The sequence below is a fragment of the Pseudomonas paraglycinae genome, assembly GCF_021601625.1.
In the GTDB taxonomy this organism is placed as follows: domain Bacteria; phylum Pseudomonadota; class Gammaproteobacteria; order Pseudomonadales; family Pseudomonadaceae; genus Aquipseudomonas; species Aquipseudomonas paraglycinae.
The window spans coordinates 186,075-201,871 of the sequence record NZ_BQHR01000013.1 but is presented as its reverse complement, the minus strand read 5'-3'; the positions used below and the strand labels follow the sequence as shown (position 1 = coordinate 201,871).

General features: G+C 60.7%; 15 protein-coding genes. 10 read left to right on the top strand and 5 right to left on the bottom strand.

Annotated features, from left to right (window positions below; translation table 11 throughout):
• Positions 1 to 90: 90 nt before the first annotated feature.
• The gene (locus L6D82_RS20365; protein ID WP_236191314.1) at positions 91 to 1,023 is read left to right on the top strand and encodes a helix-turn-helix transcriptional regulator; all 933 of its coding nucleotides are present in this window, start codon (positions 91 to 93) and stop codon (positions 1,021 to 1,023) included.
• A 4-nt stretch (positions 1,024 to 1,027) separates the two neighbouring features.
• Here L6D82_RS20365 and L6D82_RS20360 read toward each other — a convergent pair whose 3' ends face one another.
• A complete protein-coding gene (locus L6D82_RS20360) occupies positions 1,028 to 1,966 on the bottom strand; it encodes an AraC family transcriptional regulator (protein ID WP_134023119.1) in 939 nt (312 codons plus the stop codon).
• A gap of 21 nt (positions 1,967 to 1,987) precedes the next feature.
• Positions 1,988 to 2,821, bottom strand: coding sequence for an oxidoreductase (locus tag L6D82_RS20355; RefSeq protein WP_236191312.1), 834 nt, complete (start codon positions 2,819 to 2,821; stop codon positions 1,988 to 1,990).
• 30 nt (positions 2,822 to 2,851) lie between these two features.
• On the opposite strand from L6D82_RS20355, the gene L6D82_RS20350 reads away from it, so the two are divergent.
• Both L6D82_RS20350 and L6D82_RS20345 read left to right on the top strand, forming a co-directional pair.
• Entirely contained in the window at positions 2,852 to 3,016 is a 165-nt protein-coding gene (locus L6D82_RS20350; protein ID WP_158247724.1) for a hypothetical protein, read from the top strand.
• Positions 3,013 to 3,996, top strand: coding sequence for an alpha/beta hydrolase (locus L6D82_RS20345; protein ID WP_236191311.1), 984 nt, complete (start codon positions 3,013 to 3,015; stop codon positions 3,994 to 3,996). Before L6D82_RS20350 ends, L6D82_RS20345 begins: the two co-directional genes overlap by 4 nt.
• 11 nt (positions 3,997 to 4,007) lie before the next feature.
• Here the strand turns inward: L6D82_RS20345 and L6D82_RS20340 are convergent, their stop codons facing one another.
• Positions 4,008 to 4,886 (bottom strand): LysR family transcriptional regulator, encoded by an 879-nt coding sequence (locus L6D82_RS20340; RefSeq protein ID WP_039771013.1) that lies wholly within the window; start codon positions 4,884 to 4,886, stop codon positions 4,008 to 4,010.
• Positions 4,887 to 4,990: 104 nt separating this feature from the next.
• Between L6D82_RS20340 and L6D82_RS20335 the strand changes: the two genes are divergently transcribed.
• The 4 genes from L6D82_RS20335 to L6D82_RS20320 all read left to right on the top strand — a co-directional run bounded on the left by L6D82_RS20335 (position 4,991) and on the right by L6D82_RS20320 (position 8,456).
• A complete protein-coding gene (locus L6D82_RS20335; protein WP_085747586.1) occupies positions 4,991 to 5,416 on the top strand; it encodes a VOC family protein in 426 nt (141 codons plus the stop codon).
• 113 nt (positions 5,417 to 5,529) lie between these two features.
• A complete protein-coding gene (locus L6D82_RS20330) occupies positions 5,530 to 6,789 on the top strand; it encodes a cation:dicarboxylate symporter family transporter (RefSeq protein WP_102686647.1) in 1,260 nt (419 codons plus the stop codon).
• A gap of 109 nt (positions 6,790 to 6,898) precedes the next feature.
• A complete protein-coding gene (locus L6D82_RS20325; RefSeq protein ID WP_085747555.1) occupies positions 6,899 to 8,002 on the top strand; it encodes an alkene reductase in 1,104 nt (367 codons plus the stop codon).
• 73 nt (positions 8,003 to 8,075) lie between these two features.
• Positions 8,076 to 8,456 carry a nuclear transport factor 2 family protein gene (locus tag L6D82_RS20320; protein WP_102686649.1) on the top strand — a complete coding sequence of 127 codons (381 nt, stop codon included), beginning with the start codon at positions 8,076 to 8,078 and terminating at the stop codon, positions 8,454 to 8,456.
• Positions 8,457 to 8,496: 40 nt separating this feature from the next.
• Here the strand turns inward: L6D82_RS20320 and L6D82_RS20315 are convergent, their stop codons facing one another.
• Entirely contained in the window at positions 8,497 to 10,356 is a 1,860-nt protein-coding gene (locus L6D82_RS20315) for an ABC transporter ATP-binding protein (RefSeq protein ID WP_102686650.1), read from the bottom strand.
• A gap of 164 nt (positions 10,357 to 10,520) precedes the next feature.
• On the opposite strand from L6D82_RS20315, the gene hchA reads away from it, so the two are divergent.
• From hchA to L6D82_RS20300, 3 genes are all read left to right on the top strand, one after another.
• Positions 10,521 to 11,399 carry a glyoxalase III HchA gene (gene hchA, locus L6D82_RS20310; protein WP_210709451.1) on the top strand — a complete coding sequence of 293 codons (879 nt, stop codon included), beginning with the start codon at positions 10,521 to 10,523 and terminating at the stop codon, positions 11,397 to 11,399.
• Positions 11,396 to 12,115 (top strand): PA1136 family autoinducer-binding transcriptional regulator, encoded by a 720-nt coding sequence (locus L6D82_RS20305; RefSeq protein ID WP_236191309.1) that lies wholly within the window; start codon positions 11,396 to 11,398, stop codon positions 12,113 to 12,115. The genes hchA and L6D82_RS20305 overlap by 4 nt, the downstream gene beginning before the upstream one ends.
• Positions 12,116 to 12,236: 121 nt before the next feature.
• A complete protein-coding gene (locus tag L6D82_RS20300; protein ID WP_236191307.1) occupies positions 12,237 to 15,119 on the top strand; it encodes an ATP-binding protein in 2,883 nt (960 codons plus the stop codon).
• Here L6D82_RS20300 and L6D82_RS20295 read toward each other — a convergent pair.
• On the bottom strand, positions 15,106 to 15,720 hold the full coding sequence (locus tag L6D82_RS20295; RefSeq protein WP_129973851.1) for a response regulator transcription factor: 615 nt from the start codon (positions 15,718 to 15,720) through the stop codon (positions 15,106 to 15,108). The genes L6D82_RS20300 and L6D82_RS20295 overlap by 14 nt on opposite strands.
• Positions 15,721 to 15,797: the final 77 nt, after the last annotated feature.

Below are 15,797 nucleotides of genomic sequence, written 5' to 3'. Positions count from 1 at the left end.
GTCGGCGACGAACCTTCAAGATGAGCCACGCCGATAACTCGGTAACGCCAGGAAAACCTGCCCAAGTAACCTGTCGAGGATTCTCAAGAAATGACGTCACAATGCCGTGTGCCCACCTACGTCATGCAGCAACGCAGCGAGATGATGGATTTCTACATTCGTGACAAGAAAGGTCGCCGCGCCGAGACTGGCCCGCACCGACACGAATACTTCCAGATCCAGATCAACCTCGGCGGCGACACGGTGCAGCACATTGGCAACGCGGTTCGTCCGTTTCCGCGTAACGCACTGGCGTTTATCCTGCCGCACCGTGTGCATGTCATCCCGCATCCGGCGGACAGCAATTTCATGGTGATCAACTTTTCCCAGACCTTTCTGTTGCCGCATTTGCAGTGCGACCCGATGGATCTGGAGGAGGTATCGATTCTCCTGGCGCCCGAACTGTCGCCGTTTCGCTTTCAGGAGCATTTGGATTTCATTCTGGGGAATGAGGATTTCAACGAGGTCTGTGGCCTGATCGAACAGATGCGCAGGCTGGACGAGAATCGTCAGTTCGGTACGCGCGAAGTGCTCAAGGGATTGCTGCTGCAACTGGTGGGCAAGGTGTGCGTCCTGTATGCCGAACCGCTCAAGCGCCTGGCGGAAGAAAACGCAGCACAGGCCAGTCGACGGGATGCACTGAGCCGGATGTTCGAGTACCTGCGCAAGAATATTGCCGACCCCGATCTCAATCTGATCAAGGTGGCGGCGGCGACCTACCTGTCACCGACTTACCTCACGCACTGGCTGCGCAAGGAAATCGGCAAGACCTTCACCGAGCTGGTGCTGGAACGCAGAATGCACGCGGCGCGCAATTACCTGCTCAATGGAGCCCGGCCAGTGGGCGATGTTGCGAGGCTGTGTGGGTTTGCGGATGAAGCTTATTTCTCCCGGCGCTTTCGCCAGATCCACGGCCAGCCACCTGGACAGTTCCGCCGTCGGCAACTGGACCCCGACACCCCGCAGTCACCTGTAGATGCCTGATCGGCTAATGCGACGAAACATAAACCGAGGCCGACGTCGGCGCAGGCAACGCATACGTTGCCTTCATCCACTCGATCTCCGCTTGCGGCGTTCGGCCGAAGAATCGTTTGAACTCGCGGCTGAATTGCGAAGCGCTTTCATAGCCGACACTGAACGCCGCCGCTGACGCGGTCATGGCATGGCGCAACATCAAAAGTCGCGCCTGATGCAGGCGTGTCGACTTCAGGTATTGCATGGGCGAGGCGTCCGTCACGCTGCGAAAGTGCAGGTGAAAACTGGGCACGCTCATGCTCGCTTCGCGGGCCAGTTGCTCGACGTCCAGGCGCTCCTGATAGCTGCTGTGGATTTTGCGGATCGCCCGCGTCACCTTGCCGAAGTGCCCCTGTCGATTGAGTGCGGCGCGCATCGAGCCGCCTTGTTCGCCGGTCAGGATGCGGTAATAGATTTCCCGCAACAGCGCTGGCCCCAATATCTGTGCCTCACCCTCAATACTCATGGCTTCGAGAAAGCGCAGCGTCGATGCGCGCAGGCGGTCGTCCATCGGCGAGGCAAACATGCCCTTGGGTGGCGCATCACTCGGGCCGTGAATCTCATCCACCTGCGGCATCAACTCGCTGGCCACCTGGAAATCGAGTTGCATATAGATCGCGAGCATTGGCTCGTCCTCAGAGGCGTCGGTCTCCATGGTGAAGGGGATCGGAACCGATACCACCAGGTAATGCTGGGCGTCATAGACGTAGACGTCATCGCCCAGATAACCGCGCTTTTGACCCTGACAGAGAATCACGATGCCGGGGTCGTACAGCACCGGCGTGCGGGTCAGTGGCCGGTTCGAGCGCAGGAAGCGCACGCCCTCCAGCGCGCTGAGGTTGTAGCCCTCGACCGGTGCCAGCGTCTCCATGAGCTGCACCATGCGCGAAGTGCTTGGGTCGGCCTGTTTCATTGCGTTCTCTCTGTGGGCCGTTCAATGGTCGGTGGAGCGGGTCAGCGCTTCCCATTGATCGATCTCGCTGGCGGCACGTTTCAGCTTGTCGCGCACCAGGTTCAATGCATCGCTGCCTAGCAACAGATGCGCTGGCGGAGCAGGGCAGGCGATGATCTGCAGCATCGCCTGCGCCGCTTTGCGCGGATCACCGAGTTGCTTGCCGCTTTTGTCTTCCCGCGCCTTGCGCACCGGATCGAAACTGGCGTCATAGTCGGCGATGCTGCGGGGCGTGCGCTGCATCGAACGGCCGGCCCAGTCGGTTCGAAATGAACCCGGTGCGACGGCGGTCACGAAGATATTGAACGGCGCCAGTTCCTGGCTCAGGGTATCGGAGATACCTTCGAGCGCAAACTTGCTGCCGCAGTAGTACGCGATACCCGGCATGGTGATCGTGCCGCCCATCGACGTGATATTGAGAATATGACCCGCCCGCCGCTGGCGAAAGAACGGCACAAACGCCTTGGTCACCGCGACCGCGCCGAACACATTCACGTCGAACTGGCGGCGCATGTCCTCCAGCGGCGACTCTTCGAAAATGCCTTCGTGGCCGTAGCCGGCGTTGTTGACCAGCACATCGACCGGACCGTGGGTCGCTTCGACGGTTGCCACGACGCTATCGATCCGGTCGAAGTCTGTGACGTCCAACAGTACGCCGTAGGCGTTATCGACGGACAGCGCCTGAAAGGCTTGCAGATCGGCTTCGTTGCGCACGGTGCCGATGACGCGGTGGCCGGCATCCAGCGCTTCCTTGGCCAGCGCGTGGCCGAAGCCGCTGCTGACGCCGGTGATGAAGAGGGTTTTGGTGGTGGTCATGACGGGCTCCAGTAAGTGCGGTTTCAGCTCATGGTATCCATCGAAGAAACACTCACCTATGTCGGTTTGTCTTTGATCATTGCCTATTCCTATCACCGGGGCGAGATGACGGCCGATGAACTTTTTGCGTTGCTCCAGGCATCCAGGCTGGAACAGACCGCAACCGCTGATATCCTGCGCAACAACCGCCGATGAGCCAGGACGAAATGAAGACATCAACCCGTTGGCCCGCAGACGATAACGAGTTGGCGCAATTGCGCGCGTTCAACCGCAAGCTTGCCCGGCTGCCGCGCTTTCGCATCCGCAATCGCATCACCCCACGGGCGATTCAGTTGCTGTTGCGGCTAAGCCAATTGGGCGGCGCAAGAAAGTTGCTCAAGCACGGGCTTAAGGCCGAACGAAAAGTGGTGGGTGTCGACGGCGCATCAGTGCCAGTGCGGATTATTCGGCCAAAGACAAAGGCCAAAGGCGTAGTGCTGGATTTCCATGGCGGCGGCTGGGTCATCGGCAACGCGCAGATGAACGATCCCCTCAACATCGCCATGGTGAAAGCCTGCGACGTGGCAGTGGTCTCGGTCGACTATCGACTTGTGGTCTCGACTCCGATCGAGGGCGTCATGCAGGACTGCCTCACGGCGGCCCGCTGGCTGCTGAGCGATGACTGCCGCGAGTTTGCGAACCTGCCCGTCATCGTCGTGGGCGAGTCGGCAGGCGGCCATCTCGCCGCCGCGACCCTGTTGCAACTCAAACAGTGGCCTGACCTGCTCGAACGGGTGAGCGGGGCGCTGCTGTATTACGGCGTCTACGACCTGACCGGAACCCCCAGCGTACGCAACGCCGGGCCCGATACCTTGCTGCTGGACGGGCCGGGGATGGTTGAAGCGCTGCAAATGCTCACTCCGGGATTGAACGATGAAGAACGCCGGCAGGCGCCGTTGTCTCCGCTGTACGGTGACTTCACCGGTTTTCCGCCAGCGTTGATGTTTGCTGCGCAACTGGATCCGCTCAGGGATGACACGCTTGAGTTGGCTGAGCGTTGGGGTAGAGCGGCGGAAGTGGAGGTGCATCTGTTGCCGGAAACCGCACATGGGGTGATTCATTTTCCGCTGGGGTTGGCGGGGAAAGTGCTTGGGTATAGTCGTGCGTGGGTTGCGGGGCGGCTTGTTGAGGGCTGAGCCATCGACCCTCACTCAGCCGCCACCTTGAATTGCTCGAGAATAAGTTCAGCCAATGTCCTGACAGGCTCGGTGAAACTTCGCCGAGGCCTGTGCACCAGTCCGATATCACGATGGAAGGTGTGTTGGCCGAGATCAAGCGCCCGCACACCTGACGGCCATTGCTGATGGGTGGCCGTCTGCGGCACGAGCGCGACCCCTACGCCATTTTCCACCAGCCTGATGATGGCCTCCAGCTCATCCAGCTCAGAGACTTCACGCAAAGTGAAATGCATCTGTCGCAGGAAACGATCGACCTGCCTGCCGCCGAAGGAGGAGCGGTCATAGCGAATGAACGGCAGGCTTGAGAGCAGTTCGATCCAGTCTTCTCCCGGTACGTCCTTGGGCACGATCAAACGGTAGGGTTCAAGCGCCAGCGTGGTCCAGCGCAGATCGCTTTGAAGCGAGAAGGGCGGCCGAATGATCGCTGCCATGTCGATTTCGCCGGTGTCCACCAGATTCACCAGCTCCATGGAAAGACCGGGCACGACACGCGTTCGGCATTCCGGGCACTGCTGGTGGAACCTGGCGAGTGCGTCCGGGAGAAACGATCGCTGGACTGAGGCGATAGCACCGACGTTGACCAGAATGCGGGTGGAAAGACCGACGGTGGTCGATCCCAGGTTGTCGTAAAGACGAAGCAGCTCCTGCGCCTGAAGCAGGACTTGCTGGCCCATCCTGTTGAGGTGGGCCGAGCGTCCTTTTCTGTCGAATATTTCAAAGCCGAGCTCGGCTTCCAGACGTTGAATCTGGGCGCTCACCGCCGCCTGGGTGAGGCCTATCCGGTTGCCGGCAGCCGCGAAAGTGCCCTCCCGGGCGACGGCAATGAGGGTCTTGAGTTCTTTGATCATTCACAAATATTAGTTGTGTTTCTGAGAAATATATATTGATTTTTTTGCTGTCAGTGTCGCCCTACGATGTGCTCACCAACCACAAAAACCGTATCGGAGTCCTGATGAGCCTTTCGCCATTCCACCTCGCCATCCCCGTTTACAACCTGGCTGCAGCCCGCACTTTTTACGGTGAGGTCTTCGGCCTGGAAGAGGGTCGTTCCAGCAACCAATGGGTCGACTTCAACTTTTACGGGCATCAACTGGTGATTCACGAACACCCGAAAACCGACTCTCAGCAAAGCGTTCACAGCAACCCGGTCGACGGGCACGACGTTCCTGTTCCTCACTTCGGCATCATCCTGGGATGGGAAGAGTGGGAAGCGCTGGCAGAGCGCCTCAAGTCTTTCGGTACCGAATTTGTGATCGAACCTTACATTCGATTCAAAGGACAGGTTGGCGAGCAAGCCACCATGTTTCTGTTCGACCCTTGCGGCAATGCCCTCGAATTCAAGGCCTTCAAGGATATGAGCCAGCTCTTCGCCAAGTAAGAAACGCAATGGCACAACGGCGTTGTGCCATTTGATCTCAAGTGAGCTGGAAGCTCATGACTCTAGCAACTGCCGATTGATGCAGTCCTTTCATTCCAACAAGAAGGCTAGACATGAAACGTATTCCCCTGGTGTGGCAAATCGTTGCCGGGCTGTTGCTTGGCGTGCTCGTTGGTTGGTACTTCAATACCCATCCGCAGTATCAGTCGTGGGTCAGTACGGAGATCCTGAAACCGCTTGGCGATATCTTCATCAAGATGATGAAGATGGTGGTCGTGCCTATCGTGTTCTGTTGCATGATCCTGGGTATCGCCGGAGGCGGGGATAACAAGTCGTTCGGCCGGATGGGCATCAAGTCGCTGGGCTATTTCTTTGCGATCACCGGCTTGGCCATCGTGATCGGCCTGTGTTTCGCGAACCTCTTCGAACCCGGTACGGGCACCGATATTTCGGGCATCGCACACGGTGCTGCCGCCATCACGATGGAGCCTTCGAAGGGCGCGCTCGTGATTGTGCAAAACATCGTTCCGGATAACGTTCTGGTGGCGATGTCCGAGGCGAAGTTGCTTTCTGTGCTGTTCTTCGCGGTGTTGTTCGGTGTCGCGCTCAACGCATTGCCCAGGGAGAAAAGTGCACCTGTGGTTGCGCTGGTCCAAGGCATTTCAGATGCGATGTTCAGGATCGTCTCGATCGTCATGGCCTATGCCCCGATAGGGGTGTTCGGCATGATCGGTGCGACCGTCGCGACCTTCGGTTTTGCCTCGTTGTTGCCCCTGCTCAAGTTGATTGGTGTGGTTTATCTGGCGCTGATCGTCTTCGCATTGGTAGTGCTCGGAGGAATCAGTTACCTGATCGGCGAGAACATCTTCAAGTTGATCAGGTATTTCCGCGACGAGTTGATTCTTGCGTTCTCCAGTGCTGCCTCCGCAGCGGTCATGCCGCAGTTGATGAGCAAGCTGGAGGCCTACGGAGTGCCGCGGCGCATTGTCAGTTTTGTGGTGCCAGTGGGGTACGCGTTCAACCTCGATGGCGCGTCGATCTTCCTCGGGGTGGCGACAATCTTTATCGCCCAGCTTTATGGAATCGATCTGTCGCTTTCTCAGGAAATCCTGCTGGTGGTGACCATGGTGCTGACCTCCAAAGGTGCTGCCGGGGTGCCTGGATTCGCCATCGTCATCCTGTCGGCCACGTTGGCGTCTGCCGGTCTCCCGCTGGAGGGCGTGGCACTGATCGCCGGTATCTTCAGGATTATCGACAGCGGCACCACCACCCTGAATGTGTTGGGCAATGCGATCGCGCCCCTGGTGATCGCCAAATGGGAGAGGGTGACTCTTGAGCCTTCGCGCACCCGCCCGGACGTACAAAAGGCCTGACGATCACAAGGAGCACTGACGGTGCTGCACGAGTAAACGCCTGCTGATGTACAGGCGATTTTTTTCATCAAGTTACTAGACGACCGGTCTGATATTGAAGGTATGCAACATGATTGATAACAGTCGCAACACGGATCTTTTTTCTCCCATGCAAATGGGCGCCCTGCAATTGGCCAACCGGATTGTCATGGCGCCCGTGACTCGCAGCCGGATGGCTGAAGACGGCGTTCCGAACGAACTGCACGCGACTTACTACGCACAGCGCGCGAGTGCCGGCTTGATCATTGCCGAAGCGACAAACATTTCGGCGCAGGGGCGTGGCTATGCCATGACGCCGGGGATCTGGTCGGACGCGCAGGTGGCGGGCTGGAGAAAAGTCACGGACGCCGTCCATGCCGCAGGTGGCAGGATTGTCAGCCAGTTGTGGCACGTGGGGCGTTTTTCCAGCGTCGAGTTACAGCCCGACGGTGCCGCTCCCGTTGCGCCCTCGGCGATCAAGGCAGAAGGCAGCACCTACACCGAGAACGGCTTTGTCGAAGTGTCGATGCCCCGAGCGCTGGAGACGTCGGAGATTCCCGGCATCATCGAGCAATACAAGCGCGCCGCTGAAAATGCCAGGCGTGCCGGTTTCGATGGGGTGGAGGTTCATTCGGCGAACAGCTATCTGCTCGACCAGTTTCTGCGTGACTCGACCAATCAGCGCACTGACCGGTACGGCGGCACCATTGAGAACCGCGCCCGACTGACGCTTGAAGTCACTGAAGCGGTGATTTCGATCTGGGGCAGTGACCGCGTCGGCATCCGTCTTTCGCCGGTCACGCCCGATGCCGGAAACACGCCTCCCGACAGCAATGTCATGGCGACTTACGGATATCTGATTCAGCAGCTCAACCGGCTCAATCTGGCCTATCTGCACTTCGTCGAAGGCGCCACCGCGACTTCGCGAACGGTTCCTGATGGCGTTGATATGGATGCATTGAGCGCGCAGTTCGAAGGCCCCTTCATCGGCAATAACAACTACGACCTCGAGATGGCACTGAAGCGCCGGGCACAGGGCCGGATTGACGCGGTGGCGTTCGGGCGCCTGTTCATTTCCAACCCCGACCTCGTGGAGCGCCTGCGTCGGGGCACCGAACTGACCATCGCGCCACGCGAGAGCTACTACGGCGGCGGCGCCAAGGGCTACACCGACTGGCCAACGGCTGACCATTGATGTGTGCGCCCTGAACCGGATCGGCGCAGGGCGGCTTGATTGAAAAAACATTCACAGCAAACAGGAGTTCATCATGAGCCATCCAACTTACGTGCAGGAATACAACGCAATCGTCGAAGTCCTCAGCCAGTACAACGAAGGGGGAGCAAAGGCTGACAGCGCCTTGATGAAGCCCGCGTTCAATGCGCAGGCGACCATGTTCGGGGTTGACGACGGCAAGCTCGTCGGCGGCGTGATCCAGAATCTGTATGACGTCATCGACAGCGCGTTTCGTCCATCTCCTGAAGCCGAAGCCGCGATCGTCCGCATCGACATCGTCGGCACGGCCGCGAGTGCCCGGGTCGATACCGACAACGTGTCGGGGTTCCGTTTCACCGACTTCTTCAACCTGCTGAAGGTAGACGGCAAGTGGACGATCGTCAGCAAGATCTACCACACCCACCCGAGCGCCTGAGCCCTCGTCTTCTGCCCCGGCAGTACCGGGGCAGCACCGTTTACGCCTGATCCATCGCCTCGGCCACGCCCTGATCCTCACCCAGAAACCCGCCACTCTGATGCTGCCACAACCGCGCATAGGTGCCGTTTTTCGCCAGCAGTTCGGTGTGGGTGCCTTGCTCGATGATCCGTCCCTCATCCATGACAATCAGTCGGTCCATCGCCGCAATCGTCGACAGTCGATGCGCAATCGCGATCACGGTCTTGCCCTGCATCATTTCATCGAGGCTTTCCTGAATGGCGACTTCGACTTCTGAATCCAGGGCGCTGGTAGCTTCGTCCAGTAGAAGAATCGGCGCGTTCTTGAGCATTACCCGGGCGATGGCGATCCGTTGGCGCTGGCCACCGGAAAGCTTGATGCCGCGTTCGCCCACCAGCGTGTCATAGCCGGTGTGGCCCTGGCGGTCGCTGAGCTGGTTGATGAAGCCGGCGGCCTGAGCATTGGCCGCCGCGCGCTGGATCTGTTCGTCGGTCGCGTCCGGTCGGCCGTAGGCGATGTTGTCGCGAATCGAGCGGTGCAGCAGGGACGTGTCCTGAGTGACCATGCCGATCGCGCTGCGCAGGCTGTCCTGTGTCACCTGCGCGATGTTTTGCCCGTCGATGCGGATCTCGCCGCGATCCACGTCATAGAAGCGCAGCAGCAGGTTGATCAGCGTGGATTTGCCGGCGCCGGAGCGGCCCACCAGACCGATTTTCTCGCCCGGCTGGATGCTCAGGCTCAAGCCGTCGAGCACCTGGCGTTCGCCGTTGTAGTTGAAGCTGACGTTGTCGAATTCCACGGCGCCGCCGGAAGGTACCAGCACGCCGGCGTCCGGCGCGTCCTGCACCTTGGGGCCACGGGTCAGGGTGTCCATGCCGTCCTGCACGGTGCCGATGTTTTCGAACAGCGACGTCATCTGCCACATGATCCAGTGCGACATGCCGTTGATGCGCAACGCCATGGCCGTGATCGCCGCCACCGCCCCGGTGCCGACTTCGCCCTGATGCCAAAGCCACAAGGCATAGCCGCCGGCGCCCATGATCAGCCCGACTACCAGCGCCTGATTGACGATCTCGAACTGGCTGACCAGACGCATCTGGCGGAAACCGGTCTGCTTGAAATCCTCCATTGCCGCCCGCGCAAAATGCGCTTCACGTTTGGAGTGGGAGAACAGTTTCACCGTGGTGATGTTGGTGTAGGCGTCCGAAACCCGGCCCGTCATCGATGACCGCGCATGGGCCTGTTCCTGCCCGACCTGGCCCAGGCGTGGCACGAAGTACAGCATCGCCAGCCCGAACAGTGCGACCCAGGCAATGAACGGCAGCATGAGTTTCAGGGCGAAACCGCCGGCCAGGGCGATGATCGCTATGAAGTAAACGCCGATGCCCGGTGCGATTTCGATAACGGTGAACAGCACCTCGCGCACGGCCAGTGCCGTCTGCATCACCTTGGTCGTGACCCGGCCGGAAAACTCATCGGAAAAGAATGAAAGGCTCTGCCGCAGCATCAGCCGGTGGAAATCCCAGCGCAGCCGCAGCGGCAGATTGATCGCCAACACCTGGTGCTGAACCATGGTGCGCAGCGCCACCAGCCCGACGCTGGTCAGCAGCACGAGGCCGATGCCCCACAGCACACGGCTCTCCTGGCCGTTCACATCGCCGCCGGCCTGCCAGGCCGAAAGCAGGTCAACGACCTGACCCAGAAAGGAAAACAACCAGGCTTCGTAGATCGACACACCGGCACTGAGCAGCGCCAGCGCGAGGATATAACCGCGAGCGCCACGGGTGCAGGCCCACAGGAATCGCGCCAGACCGACCGGCGGTGGCGGCGCTTCGTCGGGCGGGAAGGGGTCGAGCCGTTGTTCAAACAGGCGAAGCATTGTGGGTCTCCGAATTCATCAGTTGCGGGGATTCTGCCACTTATCGATCACATTGAGGGGCTGCAGGTTCAGCGCATGATTTTTTGAGGGAAAACCCTCATTGTTGTAACGCTGACGCCTTACTAGCATGAACTCCGACATTGACCCACTCGATGGAGAGCACCATGGCTACCACGCAGACTGACGACAAGCGCCCAACCCCCGATCCGGCCGAGGACAACGCGTTTTTCCCCTCGCCGTACTCCCTCAGCCAGTTCACTTCGCCCAAATCCGATCTCAGTGATGCCGAGTACCCGAACCGTTACAAGGGCGGACGCTGGAAGGTTCTGATGATCGGTGCGGACGAGCGCTATCTGTTGACCGACAACGGCACCATGTTCTCCACGGGCAATCACCCGGTTGAAACGCTGCTGCCGATGTATCACCTCGACAAGGCCGGTTTCGGCTTCGATGTCGCGACGCTGTCGGGCAATCCGGTCAAGTTCGAATTCTGGGCCATGCCCTCCGAAGACGCCGAAGTGAAGGGCTTCTACGAGCAATACCGCGATCAGTTCAAGCGTCCGCTCAAGCTGTCCCAGGTGATCGAAGAAGCGCTGGGCGAAGACTCGGACTACATCGGCGTGTTCATTCCCGGCGGGCACGGCGCGCTGATCGGCCTGCCGGAAAGCGAGGACGTGAAGAAAGTCCTGCAATGGGCCGTCGCCAAGGACAAATTCGTCATCACCCTGTGCCACGGCCCGGCGGCGCTGCTGGCGGCCGGCCTCGGCGAAACAAAAGATTCATGCATCTTCAACGGTTACCGGATCTGCGCGTTTCCCGATGCGCTGGACGCTACAACCCCTGACATCGGTTACATGCCCGGCCACCTGACCTGGAAGTTCGGCGAGCAGTTGCAGGCGCTCGGTGTGGAAATCACTAACCAGGACATTTCCGGGGCCACGCTTCAGGATCGCAAACTGCTGACCGGTGACAGTCCGCTGGCGGGCAATGCGCTGGGCAAACTGGCGGCGGCCGCGCTCCTCAAAGAGGTCACGTCGGGGTGAGCTCCGGACCTGCCGAGGCACTCTTGCGCGCCGCCCCCGACATCGAGGCGGCGCCCACGCTAGTGGCGATCCAGAAGGCCGTTCGCGGTTTCGCCGGGGCCTATGGTTACGATCGGTTCGTCCTGTTCTCCGCCACCTCGGCGTCGGAGGACGTGGTCGAGCGCATTTACTGGGTGGAAGGCGACTGGTTTGGTGATGGCACTGGCGTCGACGCCGAGACCTACGTTCAGCGCTGCCCAGTGACTCGCCACCTGTTGGACGCCCCCGAATCGTTCTTCTGGAGCAAGGTGCAGGAGGAGAGCGGCGAACTCTATCGGGTGGTTCGCTTGCCAAGCGGGCCGGGCGTGCATGGATTACAGATTCCGGTCTTCGGCCCGCAGGGGCTTGAAGGCGCCATGAGCCTGGGTGGCGAACAGATCGATGCGTCTGCGCGGACTCGACTGGCGCTGGGGATGCTCGCCTCGGTGGCGTTTTACGCTGCACGACGCTTGCTCGAAGCGCCGCTGGACGAGACGGCCGGAAAACTCTCGACCCGTGAGCGCGAAGTGCTGGCGTGGGTCGCTGCCGGTCGGCGGCAGGCCGACATCGCTGCCACCCTCGGTCTGTCCGGGCGCACGGTGGAAAATCATCTGCGTTCGGCTCGTCGGCATCTGGGCGTGGCCACCACTGCTCAGGCCATCAAAATTGCCATTCGCAAGGGTGAAATAAAGGGGTGAGGTTCTCACTCTGCCGGTGCCGTGCTTGAACGGCGGTGCAAAACTCCTATGATGCAAAGGGCCTGCGCCGGCTGTCTGTAACTGGCGCCGCCCCCTACGTTTTTTAGAGAGATCGATCCTCGTGGAGTCTTTTCCGGGCGCATTGCACGAATCCCTCACGACCCAATTCATTTTCGGTCCGTTCTGTGTCGTTCCAGGTAAACGGCTGCTGACCCGCAACGGGGTGGCGGTCGAGATCGGCGGGCGGGCGCTGGATCTGCTGATCGCCCTGCTCGAGCAACCGGGACGCGTGCTGTCCAAGTACGACCTGATCGACAAGGTATGGCCCGACAGCGTGGTGGCCGAAGGCAGCCTGCGCTTTCATATGACCGGTTTGCGGCGGATTCTCGGCGATGGCGAGGAACAGGCGCGGTATATCGCGACCCAGGTGGGCGTGGGCTATGCCTTCGTCGCGCCGCTGGAAAGAAAACAGACCGCTGTTCAACCGGCGCCCATCGCGCCCCGAGCCACTGATGGCGTTTGCAGTCTGCCGCCCCGGGCAAAACTGATCGGCCGCGAGACCGATCTGCAACTGGTCATCGACCACATGCAGCAACCGAGGCTGTTCACCATCGTCGGCTCCGGCGGCGTCGGCAAGACCAGCCTGGCCATCGAAGTGGCGCACCGCATCGCCGCCCAGGGCTACGAGCGCGTCAGCTTCGTCGATCTGGCGCAAGTGGAAGACTGCGCGCTGGTGCCGTCGGCGCTGGCCCGATCGCTGGACATCCCGGTGCAGGCGGAAGACCCGCTGTTCGTCCTGCTCGCGCATTTGCGCGAGCAGCGGCTGATGCTGGTGATCGACAACTGCGAACATCTGATCGACGCGGTGTCGACCCTCCTGGAACAGATCAGCGACACCGCGCCGGATGTTGGTGTTCTGGCGACCAGTCGCGAACCGCTGCGGGTGCGTGGCGAATACGTGCACTGGCTCAATCCGCTGGAATTTCCCCGTGAGCCGCAACACCTTTGCGTTAAAGAATTGCTGGCATTCCCGGCCATCAAGCTGTTTGTCGAACGCGCATCGTCGAGCAATGCGGCGCTGTTGCTGGAAGCGGACGGAGGGCAAATGATTGCGGACATTTGCCAGCGGCTGGAGGGCATGGCGCTGCCGATCGAACTGGCGGCGATGCGAGTCGCCAGTCATGGATTGAAGGCCACCCACGCGCTGCTCGGCGAGCGTTTTTCGCTGGGCTGGTCGGGGCGCAGGACGGCGGTGCCGCGCCATCAGACCCTGCGCGCCATGCTCGACTGGAGTTATGACCTGCTGGCGCCGCAAGAGCGCCTGGCGCTGGAGCGGTTTTCGGTCTTCGTCGGGCCGTTCTCCCAGGAAGCTGCCGCTCAGGTGGTTGCCGAATCGCAACACGAAAGCGCCACGGTGGCCGCGATCCTCGATGATCTGGTGTGCAAGGGGCTGGTCACGGTCGATCACAGCGACTCGACGGATTCGTATCGCTTGCTGGAGATGACGCGCGCCTATGCCCGGGAGAAATTGACGGCGCGGGGAGAGGCCGAGGTCAATGCGCTGGCGTTCCGGCACGCGGCGTTTTACATGGATCTGCTCGGCCATTTGGGGACTTCCCCCGATGAGATTTTCCGTCACTCGGCGCGTCTCGCCAGTCAGTTGGGCAATGTGCGTGGTGCGCTGGAATGGAGCTTCGGCCCCCACGGCGATCCGGGGCTGGCGTTGCCGCTGGCGGCCGCGAGCGCGCCGTTGTTCCTGCATTTTTCCTTGCTGGTCGAGTGCCGCACCTGGTGCTCCCGGGCAGTGGAACTGCTGGAGCTGGGGTACTACGGCACGCCCACCGAAATGGAATTGCAAGCCGCACTCGGTCTGGTGCTGATGTTCACCCGGGGCAACAGTGAGGCCGCCGAAAAAGCCTTGCTCCGGGCGCAGGACATTGCAGTCGCGTTGAACGACTACGGCTCACAGCTGAGGTTGCTGGGCCGCTTGCAGATTTTCTACGAGCGCATCGGTGATTTCCCTTCGTCGCTGGCCTGGGCCGAGCAGGCAGCGGTGGTCGGCAACATCCTCAACGAGCCCGCCGCCATCGCGATTGCCTCATCGCTGACCGGCATCTCCCATCATCTGCTCGGCAACCAGCGTCTGGCCCGTCAGGAACTGGAAAGCTCGCTGCGCAACAGCTTGCCGTCCCATCCCAGCAACACGATTTACTATGGCTTCGATCACCGCAATCGCACGGGCCTGGCGCTGGCGCGTTCACTCTGGCTGCAGGGCTATCCCGATCAGGCGCGGCGCTGGGCCGAGCAGATAGAGGCTGAAGCGTCGGCGCTGCAGCATCCGGTCACCTACTGCATCGCCATGGTCTGGATCTTGTGCCTCTATATCTGGACCGGTGATCTGGCGAAGGCAACTGCGAGCCTCGAGCGGTTCAGCGCCATCGCCGAAACCAACGCACTCGGCCCCTACATTGCCGCCTGCCACGGGTTGCGCGCGGCGATCGCCATCCGCGCCGAGGAGCCGGGGGATGCAGTTGCCATGCTGGAGGAAAGTCTGGCGCGGTTGCGTGGCATGCGTTACGAACTGCTCACGACCTCATTCGAAATCGCACTGGCCGAAGGCCTGATGCTGGTGGGCCAACACCCAAAGGCACTGACCCTGGTTGACGGCACCATCGATCACTGCCGGCGAAGCGGTGATGCCTTTGCACTGCCAGAGTTGCTGCGAATCAAGGCCGGTATTCTCAAGGTCATCCACACCGACGATGTTCAGGCCATGCTGGCCGTTCTTGAGGGTTCCATTGCGCTGAGCCGCGAGCAGGGCGCCTGGGCGTGGGAGTTGCGGTCTTCGATGGATCTGGCCAGGTTCTGGCTTGAACAGGGGCAACCGGATCAGGCCCGGACGTTGCTCGGTGCCTGCCGCGAGCGGGCTTCGGAAGGCTTCGACAGCCTTGATCTGCGCCGGCTGGAAAGCTTCTGGCAGAGCCTGCCGGTCACGCCGGCGTAATCAGGGCGGCCATTTTCACCAGGTCCGCCAGCGAACGGGCCTTCATCTTGCGCATCACCTTGCCGCGATGGGCCTTGACGGTGATTTCGCTGATGTTGAGGTCGGCGGCAATCAGTTTGTTGAGCCGCCCGCTGACCACTGAAGCCATGATCTCTTGCTCGCGCGGCGTCAGGGTCTTGTAGGCCTCGAGCAGTGAGCGCAGGTTCTTTTCTCCTTCCAACGCCACACGACTGCTTTGCAGCGCATCGGCCATGGCGGCGAGGATCACCTCGTCATTGAACGGTTTGGTCAGAAACTCCACCGCGCCGGCCTTCAAGGCCCGCACCGTGCGCGGAATATCGCCGTAGCCGGTGATGAAGATGATCGGCATGTTGTGGCGTTCGTCGGCAAGGGCGGTCTGCAGATCCAGGCCGCTCAGGTCGGGCAAGTTGATGTCCAGCACCAGACAACTGGGCACCAGCGTTCGGGGCGCGTCGAGAAAATCCTGGGCGGACTCGAACAGCCGTGGCTGCCATCCGGCGAAGCGGATCATCAGCTCCAGCGACTCGCGCACGGAAATGTCGTCATCGACAACGAATACGACGGGCGTGACATCACTCATCGGTAATGCTCCACGGGAAGGGGCGATTGCGTTGTTCGCGTTCAACATGTCGATTCCTTGTTCTGTTCGGCTTCACG

Excerpts from the sequence above, each read along its gene's own strand:
- L6D82_RS20365 (WP_236191314.1), top strand. The coding sequence starts at position 91 with ATGACGTCACAATGCCGTGTGCCCACCTACGTCATGCAGCAACGCAGC.
- L6D82_RS20360 (WP_134023119.1), bottom strand. The coding sequence starts at position 1,966 with ATGAAACAGGCCGACCCAAGCACTTCGCGCATGGTGCAGCTCATGGAG.
- L6D82_RS20355 (WP_236191312.1), bottom strand. The coding sequence starts at position 2,821 with ATGACCACCACCAAAACCCTCTTCATCACCGGCGTCAGCAGCGGCTTC.
- L6D82_RS20350 (WP_158247724.1), top strand. The coding sequence starts at position 2,852 with ATGGTATCCATCGAAGAAACACTCACCTATGTCGGTTTGTCTTTGATC.
- L6D82_RS20345 (WP_236191311.1), top strand. The coding sequence starts at position 3,013 with ATGAGCCAGGACGAAATGAAGACATCAACCCGTTGGCCCGCAGACGAT.
- L6D82_RS20340 (WP_039771013.1), bottom strand. The coding sequence starts at position 4,886 with ATGATCAAAGAACTCAAGACCCTCATTGCCGTCGCCCGGGAGGGCACT.
- L6D82_RS20335 (WP_085747586.1), top strand. The coding sequence starts at position 4,991 with ATGAGCCTTTCGCCATTCCACCTCGCCATCCCCGTTTACAACCTGGCT.
- L6D82_RS20330 (WP_102686647.1), top strand. The coding sequence starts at position 5,530 with ATGAAACGTATTCCCCTGGTGTGGCAAATCGTTGCCGGGCTGTTGCTT.
- L6D82_RS20325 (WP_085747555.1), top strand. The coding sequence starts at position 6,899 with ATGATTGATAACAGTCGCAACACGGATCTTTTTTCTCCCATGCAAATG.
- L6D82_RS20320 (WP_102686649.1), top strand. The coding sequence starts at position 8,076 with ATGAGCCATCCAACTTACGTGCAGGAATACAACGCAATCGTCGAAGTC.
- L6D82_RS20315 (WP_102686650.1), bottom strand. The coding sequence starts at position 10,356 with ATGCTTCGCCTGTTTGAACAACGGCTCGACCCCTTCCCGCCCGACGAA.
- hchA (WP_210709451.1), top strand. The coding sequence starts at position 10,521 with ATGGCTACCACGCAGACTGACGACAAGCGCCCAACCCCCGATCCGGCC.
- L6D82_RS20295 (WP_129973851.1), bottom strand. The coding sequence starts at position 15,720 with ATGAGTGATGTCACGCCCGTCGTATTCGTTGTCGATGACGACATTTCC.